Origin of the sequence: Enterobacter cloacae complex sp. FDA-CDC-AR_0132 (genome assembly GCF_003010695.1) — a bacterium.
GTDB lineage: Bacteria > Pseudomonadota > Gammaproteobacteria > Enterobacterales > Enterobacteriaceae > Enterobacter > Enterobacter ludwigii.
The window spans coordinates 213216-227623 of sequence record NZ_CP027618.1; the positions used below are offsets into that span (position 1 = coordinate 213216).

At 54.9% G+C, this 14408-nt stretch carries 16 protein-coding genes; 2 read left to right on the plus strand and 14 right to left on the minus strand.

From position 1 onward, the window contains the following. The first annotated feature begins 11 nt into the window (after positions 1-11). Positions 12-905 (plus strand): TIGR01777 family oxidoreductase, encoded by an 894-nt coding sequence (locus AM379_RS00995; RefSeq protein WP_032678616.1) that lies wholly within the window; start codon positions 12-14, stop codon positions 903-905. Between the two features lie 41 nt (positions 906-946). After that, on the plus strand, positions 947-1456 hold the full coding sequence (locus AM379_RS01000) for a GNAT family N-acetyltransferase (protein WP_032678617.1): 510 nt from the start codon (positions 947-949) through the stop codon (positions 1454-1456). Between the two features lie 47 nt (positions 1457-1503). Here AM379_RS01000 and hisP read toward each other — a convergent pair whose 3' ends face one another. The 14 genes from hisP to AM379_RS01070 form a co-directional block, all read right to left on the minus strand. Beyond that, on the minus strand, positions 1504-2277 hold the full coding sequence (gene hisP, locus AM379_RS01005) for a histidine ABC transporter ATP-binding protein HisP (RefSeq protein WP_020883129.1): 774 nt from the start codon (positions 2275-2277) through the stop codon (positions 1504-1506). 8 nt (positions 2278-2285) lie between these two features. Continuing rightward, complete coding sequence (locus AM379_RS01010) at positions 2286-3002, minus strand: ABC transporter permease (RefSeq protein WP_008502590.1); 717 nt, start codon at positions 3000-3002, stop codon at positions 2286-2288. Then, the gene (locus AM379_RS01015; RefSeq protein ID WP_020883127.1) at positions 2999-3685 is read right to left on the minus strand and encodes a histidine ABC transporter permease HisQ; all 687 of its coding nucleotides are present in this window, start codon (positions 3683-3685) and stop codon (positions 2999-3001) included. The genes AM379_RS01010 and AM379_RS01015 overlap by 4 nt, the downstream gene beginning before the upstream one ends. An 88-nt stretch (positions 3686-3773) precedes the next feature. Next, the gene (gene hisJ, locus AM379_RS01020) at positions 3774-4556 is read right to left on the minus strand and encodes a histidine ABC transporter substrate-binding protein HisJ (protein ID WP_020883126.1); all 783 of its coding nucleotides are present in this window, start codon (positions 4554-4556) and stop codon (positions 3774-3776) included. A 226-nt stretch (positions 4557-4782) separates the two neighbouring features. Then, positions 4783-5565 (minus strand): lysine/arginine/ornithine ABC transporter substrate-binding protein ArgT, encoded by a 783-nt coding sequence (gene argT, locus AM379_RS01025; RefSeq protein ID WP_014171026.1) that lies wholly within the window; start codon positions 5563-5565, stop codon positions 4783-4785. A 290-nt stretch (positions 5566-5855) separates the two neighbouring features. After that, positions 5856-6425, minus strand: a complete 570-nt coding sequence (locus AM379_RS01030) for a UbiX family flavin prenyltransferase (RefSeq protein WP_014171027.1) — start codon at positions 6423-6425, stop codon at positions 5856-5858. A gap of 89 nt (positions 6426-6514) precedes the next feature. Further along, positions 6515-8032 carry an amidophosphoribosyltransferase gene (gene purF / locus AM379_RS01035; RefSeq protein ID WP_014171028.1) on the minus strand — a complete coding sequence of 506 codons (1518 nt, stop codon included), beginning with the start codon at positions 8030-8032 and terminating at the stop codon, positions 6515-6517. 36 nt (positions 8033-8068) lie between these two features. Beyond that, positions 8069-8557: a colicin V production protein gene (gene cvpA, locus AM379_RS01040; protein WP_000262116.1), complete on the minus strand. Its 489-nt coding sequence runs from the start codon at positions 8555-8557 to the stop codon at positions 8069-8071. Between the two features lie 211 nt (positions 8558-8768). Continuing rightward, positions 8769-9470 (minus strand): cell division protein DedD, encoded by a 702-nt coding sequence (dedD, locus tag AM379_RS01045; RefSeq protein WP_014171030.1) that lies wholly within the window; start codon positions 9468-9470, stop codon positions 8769-8771. Continuing rightward, on the minus strand, positions 9460-10728 hold the full coding sequence (gene folC, locus AM379_RS01050) for a bifunctional tetrahydrofolate synthase/dihydrofolate synthase (RefSeq protein ID WP_032678618.1): 1269 nt from the start codon (positions 10726-10728) through the stop codon (positions 9460-9462). The genes dedD and folC overlap by 11 nt, the downstream gene beginning before the upstream one ends. Positions 10729-10795: 67 nt before the next feature. Beyond that, on the minus strand, positions 10796-11701 hold the full coding sequence (accD, locus tag AM379_RS01055; RefSeq protein ID WP_020883123.1) for an acetyl-CoA carboxylase, carboxyltransferase subunit beta: 906 nt from the start codon (positions 11699-11701) through the stop codon (positions 10796-10798). A gap of 154 nt (positions 11702-11855) precedes the next feature. Then, positions 11856-12515 carry a DedA family protein gene (locus AM379_RS01060; protein ID WP_020883122.1) on the minus strand — a complete coding sequence of 220 codons (660 nt, stop codon included), beginning with the start codon at positions 12513-12515 and terminating at the stop codon, positions 11856-11858. A 28-nt stretch (positions 12516-12543) separates the two neighbouring features. Then, a complete protein-coding gene (gene truA, locus AM379_RS01065) occupies positions 12544-13356 on the minus strand; it encodes a tRNA pseudouridine(38-40) synthase TruA (RefSeq protein ID WP_032678619.1) in 813 nt (270 codons plus the stop codon). Further along, positions 13356-14369 carry an aspartate-semialdehyde dehydrogenase gene (locus AM379_RS01070; protein ID WP_014171035.1) on the minus strand — a complete coding sequence of 338 codons (1014 nt, stop codon included), beginning with the start codon at positions 14367-14369 and terminating at the stop codon, positions 13356-13358. Before AM379_RS01070 ends, truA begins: the two co-directional genes overlap by 1 nt. Positions 14370-14408: the final 39 nt, after the last annotated feature.

Consider the following 14408-nt stretch of genomic DNA (forward strand, 5'->3'; position numbering starts at 1 on the left):
CTGGAGGTTGTATGAAGATTTTGCTGACCGGCGGTACCGGCCTGATTGGTCGCCATCTCATTGCGCGTCTGCAGGCGTTGCATCACGACATTACCGTGGTGACGCGCAGTCCAGAGAAAGCGCGCCAGGTGCTGGGCGCAGGTATCGACATCTGGAGAAATCTGGCCGAGCAGCAGAATCTGGACGGGTTTGACGCCGTCATCAACCTGGCAGGCGAACCGATCGCCGATAAGCGCTGGACGGAAGAGCAAAAACAGCTCTTGTGCAGCAGCCGGTGGACCCTCACCGAAAAGCTGGTTGAGCTTATCCGTAACAGTCATACCCCGCCGTCGGTTCTCATTTCGGGTTCCGCCGTAGGGTATTACGGCGATCTCGGCGAGGTGGTGGTAACGGAAGAAGAGCCGCCCCACAACGAGTTCACCCATAAACTTTGCGCCCAGTGGGAGCGTATCGCCTGTGCTGCGCAAAGCGATCATACCCGCGTCTGCCTGCTACGCACCGGTGTGGTCCTTGCCCCGAAAGGCGGCATTCTGGCGAAGATGCTCCCCCCTTTCAGGCTCGGTCTTGGCGGGCCAATCGGCAATGGCCGTCAGTATCTGGCGTGGATCCATATCGACGATATGGTCAACGGTATTCTCTGGCTGCTGGATAACGATCTGCGCGGGCCGTTTAATATGGTTGCGCCCTACCCGGTACGAAATGAACAGTTTGCCCATGCTCTCGGACATGCCCTGCATCGTCCGGCGATTTTGCGCGTGCCTGCTACGATGATCCGCCTGATGATGGGTGAAGCGTCCGTGCTGGTGTTAGGCGGGCAACGGGCCCTGCCAAAACGGCTGGAAGCGGCCGGGTTTGCGTTCCGCTGGTATGACTTAGAAGAGGCGCTGGGGGATGTGGTGAGATAATGTTACAGTGATATGCCATGTTCCGACGAAATGGCATATCTATGGCAACCATTACCACTCCCCGGCTCCATCTCACGCCCTTCGAACCCACTGACTGGCCTTTTTTCCGTGCCCTGCGCGAGGATCGCGCCATCATGCAGTATATGGCCGCTATCGCCCCGGAAAAAGAGACCCGACGCCTGTTTGCCGCACGTCTGACGGCAGCGCATGTGTTCGTTATCCGCTTACGCGATGAAGAGACCCCGCTGGGCGATATCGGCCTGCAAATCAGCGCTGAAAATCGTGAAGAGGCGGATATCGGCTATACGGTCGTGCCTGCCGCGCAGGGCCAGGGCATCGCCAGTGAGGCACTGCGCGCGGTGTGTGACTACGCATTTAACCAGACGGGTGTAAAGGCGATTAACGCATATGTGCTGGCAGACAACGGCGGGTCAGTCCGGGTACTGGAGAAAGCGGGTTTTGTGCGCACGCAGGTGCTGGAAAAAGCGTATGAGATTAACGGTGTGCGGTATGACGACTGGGTGTATCGACTGGAGTGTGGTGCGGTCTGATGCCCACACTCCGGCCCTCTCCCACAGGGAGAGGGGAAAGGCAAAACCTACTTCAAAGACCCCTTCAGGAACTGCTGCAGACGCGGGCTTTGCGGGTTCGCTAACACCTCATCGGGATGCCCCTGCTCTTCGATTTTACCCTGATGCAGGAAGATGACGTGGTTAGAGACGTTCCGGGCAAAGCCCATCTCGTGCGTCACCACCACCATCGTTTTGCCCTCTTCGGCCAGCTTCTGCATGATGCGCAGCACTTCGCCAACGAGTTCCGGGTCCAGCGCGGAGGTCGGTTCGTCGAACAGTAAGACTTCCGGCTCCATCGCCAGCGCGCGGGCAATGGATACACGTTGCTGCTGCCCGCCGGACAGATGTACCGGATACTTCATCTGCTGGCGCTCATCAATACCCACTTTCGCCAGGTATTTCACCGCACGGTCGCGGGCGTCCTGTTTGCTGAGACCCAGCACCTGGATTGGCGCTTCCATTACGTTCTCCAGCACCGTCATATGGCTCCAGAGATTAAAGTGCTGGAAAACCATCGTCAGGCGCGTACGCAACAGACGCAGCTGATTTTTATCCGCCACCTTCAGCTGGCCGTCTTTGTCACGCACCAGATTGATGTTCTGCCCGCTCACCACAATTGAGCCTTCGCTCGGTTTTTCGAGGAAGTTAATGCAGCGCAGGAAAGTACTTTTACCGGAGCCGGATGAGCCGATAATACTGATGACATCGCCCGCGTTTGCCTGCAGCGACACCCCTTTCAGCACTTCATGTTCGCCGTAGCGTTTGTGCAGATCAATAACGTTTAATTTGTTCTCAGCCATCATCATTCTCAGTGCGTCGAAGAAGGTTTTATATGCTGCAACCAGCGTTTTTCTGCCTTACGGAACAGGCTAATCAGGACGTATGAAATTATCAAATAAAGCACTGCCGCAATACCGAATGCGGTAAACGGCTGATAGGTTGCCGAGTTAATATCCCGGGCAATCTTCAGTAAGTCCGGCACCGTGGCGGTAAAGGCCAGCGCCGTGGAGTGCAGCATCAGAATCACTTCGTTACTGTACGCCGGTAACGCAATACGCAGCGCCGACGGCAGAATGATGCAACGGTAAAGCTTCACGGAGGAGAAGCCGTACGCACGCGCCGCTTCAATTTCACCGTACGGGACAGAGCGAATCGCCCCTGCGAAAATCTCGGTGGTATAGGCGCAGGTATTGAGCGTCAATGCCAGCACCGTACAGTTCAGACCGCTGCGGAAGAACGCATTGAGCATTTCAGTGCCTTTTACGATCTCAAGCGTGTACATCCCCGAATAGAACACCAGCAGTTGCACGTACAGCGGCGTACCGCGAAACACATAGGTAAACAGCCAGATTGGGAACTGGATAAATTTATTGTTCGACACACGACCAATGGCAAGAAATACCGCCAGAATGCCGCCCATCACCACGGAGGAGATCAGAAGCCAGAGCGTAATGGCAACGCCGGTGAAGCGATAGCCATCTGTCCACAGCAGCGATTTCCAGTATTCCTGAATAATCTCAATCACAGATCAGCCCTCTTCACACCCACGGAGTAGCGACGTTCGAGCAAAAGCAGCACACCATTGGAGGCGGTCGTAAAGACCAGATAGATTACGCCACATACCACCGCAAAGTAGAACGGCTCCCAGGTGCTTTTGCCGGCAAGCTGGGTCGCTTTCACCACATCTTCCAGGCCAAGCAGAGAGACCAGCGCGGTTGCCTTAAGAATAACCTGCCAGTTGTTACCGATACCTGGAAGCGCATAGCGCATCATGGCCGGGAACATGATTCGACGAAACGTCTGTGAGGAGGTGAAACCGAATGCGGTTGCCGCTTCAATGTGGCCTTTCGGCACAGCCATATACGCGCCGCGGAAGGTTTCGGTGAAGTAGGCCCCGTAGATAAAACCGAGCGTAATAATACCGGCCACCATCGGGTCGATATCGATTTGTCCCATACCCATTGCGTCCGTCACGCTGTTAAGCGCAATCTGCAGACCGTAAAAGATCAGAAGCATCAGCACCAGATCGGGAACACCGCGAATCAGCGTCGTATAGCCTTCAAAAATCAGCGCCAGCGGCTTGTTAGCCGAAAGCTTCGCCCCTGCGCCCGCCAGACCTATCAGCACCGCCAGCACCACGGAGCTGAGAGCCAGCTCAAGGGTGACAAGCGCGCCCTGTAAAATAACGCCAGAAAATCCGTACAGCATACCGCGAGCCCTGTCGTATCGTGAGTGGTGGAACCGTGTCTTTTCCCCTCCCACAGTGGGAGGGGCTGCACGTTATTTGACGGGGCGATTAGCCGCCGTAAACATTGAAATCGAAGTATTTTTTCGCAATTTTCTCGTACGTGCCGTCAGCGCGCATTTCGGCAAACGCTTTGTTCAGCGCTTCACGCAGTTCGTTGTCTTCCTTGCGCAGGCCCATACCGGTGCCTACACCAAACAACTTCACATCCTTGATGGATGGACCGCCAAACTTATAGTCTTTGCCGACCGGCTGCTTCAGGAAGCCTTCGCTCGCCGCGACTTCATCCTGGAACGCTGCGTCAATGCGACCTGCCGTCAGGTCAGCGTAGATATTTTCCTGGCCCTGATAAGAGACGATTTCAATCCCTTTCGGCGCCCAGTGTTCGTTACCGTAGGTTTCCTGAGTGGTCCCCTGCAGCACGCCCACGCGTTTGCCTTTCAGCGACTCGAGAGTGGGCTGAATGTCGGAAGATTTGGCGACAACCAGACGTGAATCTGCCGCGTAGAGTTTGTCCGTGAAAGCAATCTCCTGCTGGCGTTTTTCAGTGATGGAGAGCGAGGACATAATCACGTCGATTTTTTTCGCTTTCAGCGACGGGATCAGCGCGTCCAGTGGGTTCTCAACGTAGGTACACTGCGCTTTGATGCGTTTGCACAGTTCGTTGGCCAGATCGATGTCAAAACCAACCAATTCACCTTTAGAATTCTTCGATTCGAACGGTGCATAGGTAGGATCGGTACCGATTCGAATTTTCTGCGGAATTGCTGCGAATGCCGCGGTGGCGCTGGAAAAGGCCAGCACCAGAGAAAGTGACAATACTAGTTTTTTCATATCTGTCCTCAACAAACTGTCTACATACGGGATTTTTACGACGACGGGGTGGTGCTAATGTGCCATCAATCCCCTCCGTCAGGCAAAGAATAATGCCTTTGAGCCGGGATTTTTTGCATTATAAATGCGTAAGTATGCACACAGCGATCCAATACAGTGCATTAATTGCACCATGTTGGATCATCCCGCCCGACAATGCACCTCAGCAGTGCATTGTCGTCAGGTATTAGTCACCGTAGACGTTGAAGTCGAAGTATTTCTTCGCCAGTTTGTCGTAGGTACCGTCTTTACGCAGCTCAGCAAACGCTTTGTCGAAGGCGGCTTTCAGCTCGGTATCGTCCTTACGCAGGCCGATACCCGTACCGTCACCAAAGTACTTTTTGTCTTTCACGGACGGGCCAGCAAAAGCGTACTCTTTGCCCGCTGGCTGTTTCAGGAAGCCTTCGCTCGCGGCGACTTCATCCTGGAATGCCGCATCCAGACGGCCTGCCGCCAGGTCAGAGTAGATCAGATCCTGGTTCTGGTACGCCACCACATCGACGCCCTTTTCACGCCAGTTCGCATTGGCAAACCCTTCCTGCGTTGAGCCCTGAAGCACGCCGACATGCTTGCCTTTCAGCGAGTCGATGGTGGGTTGAATCGGGGAGCCTTTAGCGGCAATCAGACGTGAATCTGCAGCGTAAAGCTTGTCAGAGAAGGCAATCTCCTGCTGACGTTTTTCGGTGATAGAGAGAGAAGAGATAATGGCGTCGATTTTCTTGGCTTTCAGCGACGGGATTAACGCATCAAAGTCGCTGCCCACCCATGTGCATTTCACCGCAATGCGTTTGCACATTTCATTTCCCAGATCGATATCAAACCCAACGAAATCGCCTTTCGCATCCTTGGAAGAGAATGGCGCGTAGGTTGCGTCTGTACCGATACGAACTGTCTGTGGAAGCGCTGCGTAGCTACCTGCTGCCGCACTTAACCCCACCAGCAAAGACAGAGCCAGAACCGTCTTCTTCATACATTTACCCTCAAGTACCGTGATTTTATTATGTATTGTGTTGTGTGTTGTGTTGCAGGCTTCTCTTGCAGGTCTTATGCCACATTGCCGTCTGGTGAAAAGTTCGACGTTAAATATGTTAATAAAACGTTGCGATATTGCCTTAATGGTGAAAGATAGCAGGTCTGCCGAACGAACCGGAAAGAGAAAAAGGGAAAAAGCGAATTAAATGTCGAGGATATGATCGCCGTTGCATAATTGCCCTGAAACAGGGCACGTTATCTTTTCATGCACGCTGTGGGTGCACAGATTCAGGCACCCTGCCAGCGGGTGAAAAGGTCTTCAGGCAGGTCGATATCAAACTGATCGAGAACGCGGTTAACCGTCTGATTAATCACATCATCCAGTGAAACGGGTCGGTGATAGAACGCCGGTACCGGTGGCATGATCACCGCGCCGAGTTCAGCAGCCTGAGTCATTAAACGCAGATGTCCCAGGTGCAGCGGCGTTTCCCGCACGCAGAGAACCAGAGGACGGCGCTCCTTCAGCACCACGTCCGCGGCGCGGGTCACCAGCGTGTCGGTATAGCTGTTTACAATGCCAGAGAGCGTTTTAATGGAACAAGGCAGGATAACCATGCCCGCCGTTTTAAACGAGCCAGAGGAGATGCTGGCGGCGATATCGCGGGCATCGTGAACCACATCCGCCAGCGCCTGGACATCACGCAGTGAGAGGTCGGTTTCAAGAGAGAGGGTCTGACGTGCCGCCTGGCTCATGACCAGATGCGTTTCCACTTCTGCCACGTCGCGCAGCACCTGTAACAGACGTACGCCGTAAATCGCGCCACTGGCACCACTGAGCCCAACAATGAGTCGTTTCATGATTTTCGCCCTAACTGATTTCAGGGCAGACTGTGCAGGATTTTGCGGGGAGTTGCAAGTGAGGGCAAATGCCCTCACTTGCACAGACATCAACCTTCGTTGTGCATCTCTAAACTTTCGAGATCGTTTTGCAGCTGGACGGCTTTCGCATCGTCGTTGCGCAGCGAATCAAGGTAGTCGAGGTACTGCTGGTCAACGTCTTTCGTCACGTAAACGCCATTAAACACGGAGCATTCGAACTGCTGAATATCCGGGTTCTCAGCGCGTACTGCGTCGATAAGATCGTTCAGATCCTGGAAAATCAGGCCGTCGGCACCGATGATCTGACGAATTTCGTCCACTTCACGACCGTGAGCGATCAGCTCATTGGCGGTTGGCATATCGATGCCGTACACGTTCGGGAAACGAATTTCCGGTGCGGCTGAGGCCAGATACACTTTCTTCGCACCCGCTTCGCGCGCCATCTCAATAATCTGTTCTGAGGTGGTGCCGCGAACGATGGAGTCATCCACCAGCAGGACGTTTTTGTCGCGGAACTCAGCGCGGTTTGCGTTCAGTTTACGACGCACGGACTTACGGCGCAGCTGCTGACCCGGCATGATAAAGGTACGACCAACGTAGCGGTTTTTCACAAACCCCTGACGGTATGGCTTGTCCAGAATGCGGGCGATTTCCAGAGCGATATCGCAGGACGTTTCCGGAATAGGAATAACGACGTCGATATCCAGATCGTCCCATTCGCGGGCAATCTTCTCGCCAAGTTTTGTCCCCATGTTCACGCGCGCGCTGTAGACGGAAATCTTGTCGATAAACGAGTCCGGACGGGCGAAGTAAACATATTCAAACAGGCACGGATTGCTCACCGGGTTGTCAGCACACTGGCGGGTGAACAGCTGGCCCTTCTCAGTGATATAGACCGCTTCGCCAGGCGCAACATCACGCAGGAACTCGAAGCCCAGGGTATCCAGCGCCACGCTTTCAGAGGCAACCATGTATTCGGTACGACCATCACCGAGATCGCGCTTACCGAGCACCAGCGGGCGGATGCCGTTTGGATCGCGGAAGGCAACCATCCCGTGGCCGATAATCATCGCCACGCAGGCATACGCACCACGGATCTGGCGGTTAGTCGCGGCAACGGCGGCAAAAATGTTGTCTGCTTCCAGCGGGTAGTGACGGAAGTTATCCAGCTCGCTGGCAAAGATATTGAGCAGAATTTCAGAATCAGAGGTGGTGTTAATGTGGCGACGTTTCTCTTCGAACAACTTCTTACGCAGCTCGTGCGCGTTGGTCAGGTTGCCATTGTGGGCAAGCGTGATGCCATACGGTGAGTTGACGTAGAAAGGCTGAGCCTCAGAGGCGCTGGAACTGCCAGCAGTAGGATAACGAACGTGACCGATCCCCATATTACCTTGCAGACGCTGCATATGGCGGGCTTCAAACACATCATTTACCAGACCATTCGCCTTACGTAAACGGAAGCAGTTGTTTGCATCAATGGTGATGATACCCGCAGCATCCTGCCCACGGTGCTGAAGCACCGTTAACGCGTCATAAATCGACTGGTTTACCGGCATGAAACCGGCGATACCGACAATACCGCACATTCGTCTTTTCCTCGTTAAGCCACATCTCAGAGCGCATTACGCTCTGGGCAAGAAACTCGACGAGCTTTGCAGATAGTCAAAGAACCATCTGATGATGAAACTGAACTCTGGAATGAGCTGCGATTTTTGCCAGTCTTCACTTTTGGAGAACCCGGTAAAGGTATCCAGGAAGAACAGGATCGCGGCCACAATCAGCACGCCTCGTAGTGCGCCGAAACAGATCCCGAGTACCCTGTCTGTTCCTGACAGACCGGTTTTCTCGACCAGCTGACCTATCACGTAATTTACGATAGCGCCGACAATCAGCGTCGCGATAAACAGCACCGCGATAGCGATTCCATTTCGGACCAGTTCATCTTCAAAGCCCGTGAACCAGACAGACAGGTAAGTGTAGTAATGACTGGCAACAAAGAAAGCACAACCCCAGGTTACCAGCGATAACGCTTCACGAACAAAGCCACGGATCAGGCTAACCAGACAGGAAAAACCAATCACCGCAATGATGGCGTAATCAATCCAGACCATATGTGTCCCACGATTTAACGCCCTGTCATCCAGTTCGGGGCGAATTCTAACAGAAAAAGAAAACGTTTGCGTAGGGATTTCCTTCCCGCGCGTAAATAAAAAAGGCGCTGAAAAAATGTTCAACGCCGTGGCTTTTTACGTCTCTGTGGACGTCTGCCGTCACTCTTCCCCCCACCCTCTCCTCATAGAAAGGATAAGGGTGAGGGAGGGGTTAGTTCGCGCTGTAGCTCATCACCACACCGCTCAGGCCGGAGATCTGCTTCAGCTCACCCAGCGATCCTTTAAGCTTATCTTTGGACGCTTCTGGCCCCACGAGAATACGGGTAATTTTACCCTGTACCGGCGTGGAAGGTGAAGTGTAAACACGATATCCCGCACTGCGCAGTTTACCCACCACCTCATTGACCTTATCGGCATTTTTCAGCGCACCCAGCTGCACGACGTAGGCTTTGCCCGTCGGTGCGGCTTCCTGCTGAGCCGGTTTCGCCGGAGGCGGTGTCTCAGTCGCTGCGGCAAGCTGTTCGCTCGTTTTATCACGCTGCGGTTTCGGCTGCGTTTTTTCGACCGGCTTCGGTTTCTCAGCCGGTTTAGGCTGCACGACCGGAACCGGTACCGGATCGATATCGTTGGTGTTGCTCGCCGCCAGACGAGACGGATCAAGAGACGGCGCAGCCGCATCGCCCGCGCGAACCTCTTCCGCTGCGCCTTCCGGCGGCTGAGCAGGAAGGGCCTGTGTCGCCGCAGGCAGCATATCCGGCTCGTCGCGATCGCCCGGTTTCGGTACCAGAGGAATGGCTGCAAACTCATCCTGATAGTGCTTTTTCTGCCCGTCGAGCAGGCCCGGGAGAATAATGACTCCCAGCGCCACCAGCACTATTGTTCCTGCTAAACGGTTCTGAAACTTACTCGCCACCGGTTCTCCCCGCGTCCATCACTTCCATGACATGTGCCACCGTGTGGAACGAACCACACACCAGCACGGTATCTTCTGGTTTAGCATCCGCCATCGCGGCATGCCAGGCCTGAGCCACGCTATTATAGATTGCGCCTTTGCCGAGATGTTCCATCAACTGCTCAGCGGTCGCCCCGCGTGGCCCCTCCAGAGGAGCACAATACCAGCTATCGACCACACTCTCCATGCAGGCCAGCGTACCGCCAATATCTTTATCATGAAGCATACCGATAACCGCCAGCACGCGCCCGGTTTTTGGTAACGATTTGAGACGTCCCGCGAGATACGCCGCGGCATGCGGGTTGTGCGCCACATCGAGGATCAGGCGCGGTGACTCGCTGACAATCTGGAAACGCCCGGGCAGAATCGCCCGCTCAATGCCCTCGCGAATCGCCTGCTCGCTCACCGCCAGACCGCTTGCGCGCAGTGCCGCCAGCGCGGTTGCCGCGTTAGGCTGCGGCACCTGCGGCAATGGCAGGTTGTCCAGTGCGCCCTGCGCATCGCTAAAGCGCCAGCCGTCTGCCTGAACCTCATACTGCCACTCTACGCCACGGCGCAGCAGACGCGCACCCGTCTCATTCGCCACCTCTGCAATGGTGTGCGGCATATCCGGCTCGCCGACCACGGCAGGTTTATTCGCCCGGAAAATCCCGGCTTTCTCGCGACCAATGCTTTCGCGATCCGGCCCCAGCCAGTCGGTATGATCCAGCGCAATGCTGGTCACGACGGCCACATCCGCATTCACCATGTTGGTGGCATCAAGACGCCCGCCGAGGCCGACTTCCAGAATCACCACGTCCAGTTGCGCCTGCTTAAACAACCACAGTGCCGACAGGGTGCCGTATTCAAAATAGGTTAATGAAATTTCACCGCGCGCAGCTTCAATTTCCGCGAAAGAGGCGGTATGCGCTGATTCCGGCAGCTCGCGATTTTGCACACGCACCCGCTCGGTATACCGCACGAGGTGTGGAGAGCTGTAAACGCCAACCTTATAGCCTGCTGCCATCAGGACAGATTCCAGCGTGCGGCACGTCGTGCCTTTACCGTTCGTTCCGGCAACGGTGAACACAAACGGCGCTGGTTTCAGTACGTCGAGACGCGCGGCAACCTGGCTTACGCGCTCAAGCCCCATATCGATGGTTTTACTGTGCAGGTTTTCCAGATAAGAAAGCCACGCGGCCAGGGGCGACGTGGCTTGGGGAATGCTTTTATTTTCCATGATGCCCGGTCATTAACAGTTGAGAAAGCAAAAGGGCAGCGCCATCCGGCCCTGCCCTTTTCAGTTATCAGGCCTCGGGTTCCTGATCCGGTACCACCACGCCTTCGCGCGGCTCGTCCGGGTTCGGCGCTGGCAGATTCATCAGCTTCGCCAGGATACTTGCCAGTTTCAGGCGCATCTCCGGACGGCGGACGATCATGTCGATAGCGCCTTTCTCGATGAGGAACTCACTGCGCTGGAAACCCGGCGGCAGTTTTTCACGTACGGTCTGTTCGATAACGCGTGGACCCGCAAAACCGATCAGCGCTTTCGGCTCAGCGATGTTCAGATCGCCCAGCATGGCAAAGCTTGCGGAAACGCCACCCATCGTCGGGTCGGTCAGCACGGAGATGTACGGCAAACCGCGCTCCTGCATTTTCGCCAGCGCAGCAGAGGTTTTCGCCATCTGCATCAGCGACATCAGCGCTTCCTGCATACGTGCACCACCGGAGGCGGAGAAGCAGATCAGCGGGCAGTTGTCTTCCAGCGCCTGCTCAACGGCACGCACGAAGCGCGCACCCACGACAGAGCCCATTGAGCCACCCATAAAGGAAAACTCAAACGCGGCAGCCACCACCGGCATCGTGTGCAGGGTGCCTTTCATGACGATCAGCGCGTCTTTCTCGCCGGTCTCTTTCTGTGCAGAGGCCAGACGGTCTTTGTATTTTTTGGAATCACGGAACTTCAGCACGTCTTTTGGCTCAAGCTCGCTACCCAGTTCTACCAGAGAACCTTCGTCCAGCAGGCTATGCAGGCGATTACGCGCCGTCATACGCATGTGGTGGTCACATTTCGGACACACCTCAAGATTGCGTTCCAGCTCTGCGCGGTACAGAACCTGGCCGCAGCTATCACACTTCGTCCATACCCCTTCAGGAATGCTCGCTTTACGAGTCGGGGTTATGTTGCTTTTAATTCGTTCAATCCAGCTCATTGATAACCTTTCTGCCTGAACCTGGTCGTATGCCAGTTTTGCTATAAGAGGCGAATAATGCCATTTTTGCCTCCAACAGACCATGAATGTTGCACATTAAAACATAACAGCCCGAAACTTTGGATAAAAAAGTGGTCGAACCGCCAGTATGCATTTACTTCGCTTGCTTTGCTGCCGCACGTCGGTGACGAATAATCTCAATAACCCCAGGCAGTACCGAAAGCACAATAATCGCTACAATCAGTAACTTAAGGTTTTCCTGGACCACCGGGAGATCGCCAAACAGGTAGCCGGCATAGGTAAACAGCAACACCCACAGCAGCGCGCCAACAACGTTATATGCCGCAAAGTGACGATAGGACATATGCCCCATTCCCGCCACAAACGGTGCAAATGTACGCACAATAGGCACAAAACGGGCAAGGATAATGGTTTTGCCGCCATGGCGTTCATAGAACGCATGGGTTTTATCGAGATAGCTGCGACGGAAAATTTTCGAGTCCGGATTGCTGAAAAGCCGCTCACCAAACACCCGCCCAATCGTGTAGTTCACCGCATCACCAATAATCGCGGCGATAACCATCAACACAACCATCAGATGCACATTCAAATCGTTAGTCGGTAACGCGGATAACGCGCCGGCCACGAACAGCAGTGAATCCCCCGGCAGGAACGGGGTGACAACCAGACCGGTTTCACAGAACAGAATGAGGAACAGAATAGCGTAAACCCAGACGCCGTACTGCGCGACCAGCTCCGCCAGGTGAACATCAATATGCAGGATGAAATCAATCAAAAAACGTATTACGTCCATTTTGTCTAAGCCTTAATTGCACCTTTGATTAGTCCGCTAAAAACAGCGGGCCCATTGGCGGTTTCGGCAGGTCAAACCGATCCGGATAGTCTACCGAGACCAGATACAGCCCTTCCGCTTTCGCCGTGGCTGCCGCAAGCGTTCTGTCCTTCGCTGCCAGCAGTTCTGCAATCCAGCTCTCCGGCTGGTGTCCGGCACCCACTTCCATCAGGCTGCCCACAATGTTCCGCACCATATGATGTACAAAGGCATTGGCTTTGATATCCACCACCACATACGCGCCATAACGGCTGACGTTTATGTGCATGACATTACGCCACGGCGTACGGGACTGGCACTGCACCGCACGGAACGAGGTAAAGTCATTTTCACCAATCAGACACTGCGCCGCACGATGCATACGTTCAGCATCAAGCGGTTCATAAAAATGCGTCACGCCCTGGCTTAACACCGCCGGACGTAGACGCTGATTGTAGATGACATAGCGGTAACGGCGCGCGGTGGCGCTGAAACGCGCATGAAAATCTTCGGGAACATCTTTAACCCAACGAACCGCAATGTCTCCAGGTAAATTCGCATTCACCCCCAGCGTCCATGCAGCGTCCTTTCGCACAGCGGTGGTTTCAAAATGAACCACCTGCCCCGTGCCGTGAACGCCGGCATCCGTACGCCCGGCACAGAAAACGCTTATCGGTTCGTTCGCCACCTGTGAGAGCGCTTTTTCCAGTTTTTCCTGGACGCTGCGCACCTCATTTTGACGCTGCCAGCCATAATACTTACTGCCATCGTACTCAATACCGAGGGCAATTTTATGAACGGGCTTGTGATCCACTTCTGACATCAGTACAGGTACTCCTGCACGAGTTTCTCCGCAATTTTCACCGCCATCAGCGCACCGCCAAAGCGAACGTTATCGGCAACTGACCAGAACTGGATCTGCTCAGGCATTCCGTAATCGTTACGCACGCAGCCAACAGACAGATGTGCGCTACCGGTCGCATCACCAACCTGCGTCGGGAACTCACTCTCTTCGGAGAGGGCGATATCCTCACCGCGACCAAACGCGTCACGCGCTTCTTCTGCGGCGAGCGGGCGCAGCGCTTCAAAACCAACCATCTGCGCGTGGCCGTAGAAGACAGGAGACTGCACGCAGCTGGCAGAGATCATCAGGCCGTCATCCTGCAGAATTTTACGGACTTCATCGACAATACGGCGTTCTTCGCGCACGCTGCCTTCGCGATCCGGCAGCAGTGGCAGCATGTTAAACGCCAGCTGGCGACCAAAATAGTCGTCTTCATCAATCGGAACGCCGCTCAGCAATTTCGCGCTCTGCCCGGCTAGCGCGTTAACCGCTTGCTTGCCGTTGGCAGACGCAGACAGCAGGCTGGTGACGAAGATACGCGACAGGCCGCCTTCATCGATCAGCGGTTTCAGCGCGGTAAGCAGCTGACTGGTCAGGCTGTTCGGTACGGCGATAACGTTGCGGTTACGGTAGTCTGCCAGCACAAACGGGTTCACATCCGGCACCACCAGCGGCACATCCGGCTCAAGCGCGAACAGGCCGCTTAAGTCAATCACCAGACAACCCGAGTTGGTGGCCTCTTCAATGTAAGACGCCGTAGCCTCAGCACCGGCTGCAAAAAACGCCAGCTGCGCCTGAGTCCAGTCGAACCCGGCCGCATCCTGAACCATGACAGATTTACCGCCAAAACGCAGATGTTCACCCGCGCTATCTGTACGCGCCAGCGCATAGATATCACCCACCGGGAACTGACGCTCAGCAAGGGTTTCGAGCAGGGCTTCACCCACGGCACCCGTGGCACCTAAAATGGCAATGTTCCAGCCTTCAGACATGGTGGTTTACTCCAGAAATAAAAAAGCGTCCCTGTCGGA

Excerpts from the sequence above, each read along its gene's own strand:
- AM379_RS00995 (WP_032678616.1), top strand. The coding sequence starts at position 12 with ATGAAGATTTTGCTGACCGGCGGTACCGGCCTGATTGGTCGCCATCTC.
- AM379_RS01000 (WP_032678617.1), top strand. The coding sequence starts at position 947 with ATGGCAACCATTACCACTCCCCGGCTCCATCTCACGCCCTTCGAACCC.
- hisP (WP_020883129.1), bottom strand. The coding sequence starts at position 2,277 with ATGGCTGAGAACAAATTAAACGTTATTGATCTGCACAAACGCTACGGC.
- AM379_RS01015 (WP_020883127.1), bottom strand. The coding sequence starts at position 3,685 with ATGCTGTACGGATTTTCTGGCGTTATTTTACAGGGCGCGCTTGTCACC.
- hisJ (WP_020883126.1), bottom strand. The coding sequence starts at position 4,556 with ATGAAAAAACTAGTATTGTCACTTTCTCTGGTGCTGGCCTTTTCCAGC.
- argT (WP_014171026.1), bottom strand. The coding sequence starts at position 5,565 with ATGAAGAAGACGGTTCTGGCTCTGTCTTTGCTGGTGGGGTTAAGTGCG.
- AM379_RS01030 (WP_014171027.1), bottom strand. The coding sequence starts at position 6,425 with ATGAAACGACTCATTGTTGGGCTCAGTGGTGCCAGTGGCGCGATTTAC.
- purF (WP_014171028.1), bottom strand. The coding sequence starts at position 8,032 with ATGTGCGGTATTGTCGGTATCGCCGGTTTCATGCCGGTAAACCAGTCG.
- cvpA (WP_000262116.1), bottom strand. The coding sequence starts at position 8,557 with ATGGTCTGGATTGATTACGCCATCATTGCGGTGATTGGTTTTTCCTGT.
- folC (WP_032678618.1), bottom strand. The coding sequence starts at position 10,728 with ATGGAAAATAAAAGCATTCCCCAAGCCACGTCGCCCCTGGCCGCGTGG.
- accD (WP_020883123.1), bottom strand. The coding sequence starts at position 11,701 with ATGAGCTGGATTGAACGAATTAAAAGCAACATAACCCCGACTCGTAAA.
- AM379_RS01060 (WP_020883122.1), bottom strand. The coding sequence starts at position 12,515 with ATGGACGTAATACGTTTTTTGATTGATTTCATCCTGCATATTGATGTT.
- truA (WP_032678619.1), bottom strand. The coding sequence starts at position 13,356 with ATGTCAGAAGTGGATCACAAGCCCGTTCATAAAATTGCCCTCGGTATT.
- AM379_RS01070 (WP_014171035.1), bottom strand. The coding sequence starts at position 14,369 with ATGTCTGAAGGCTGGAACATTGCCATTTTAGGTGCCACGGGTGCCGTG.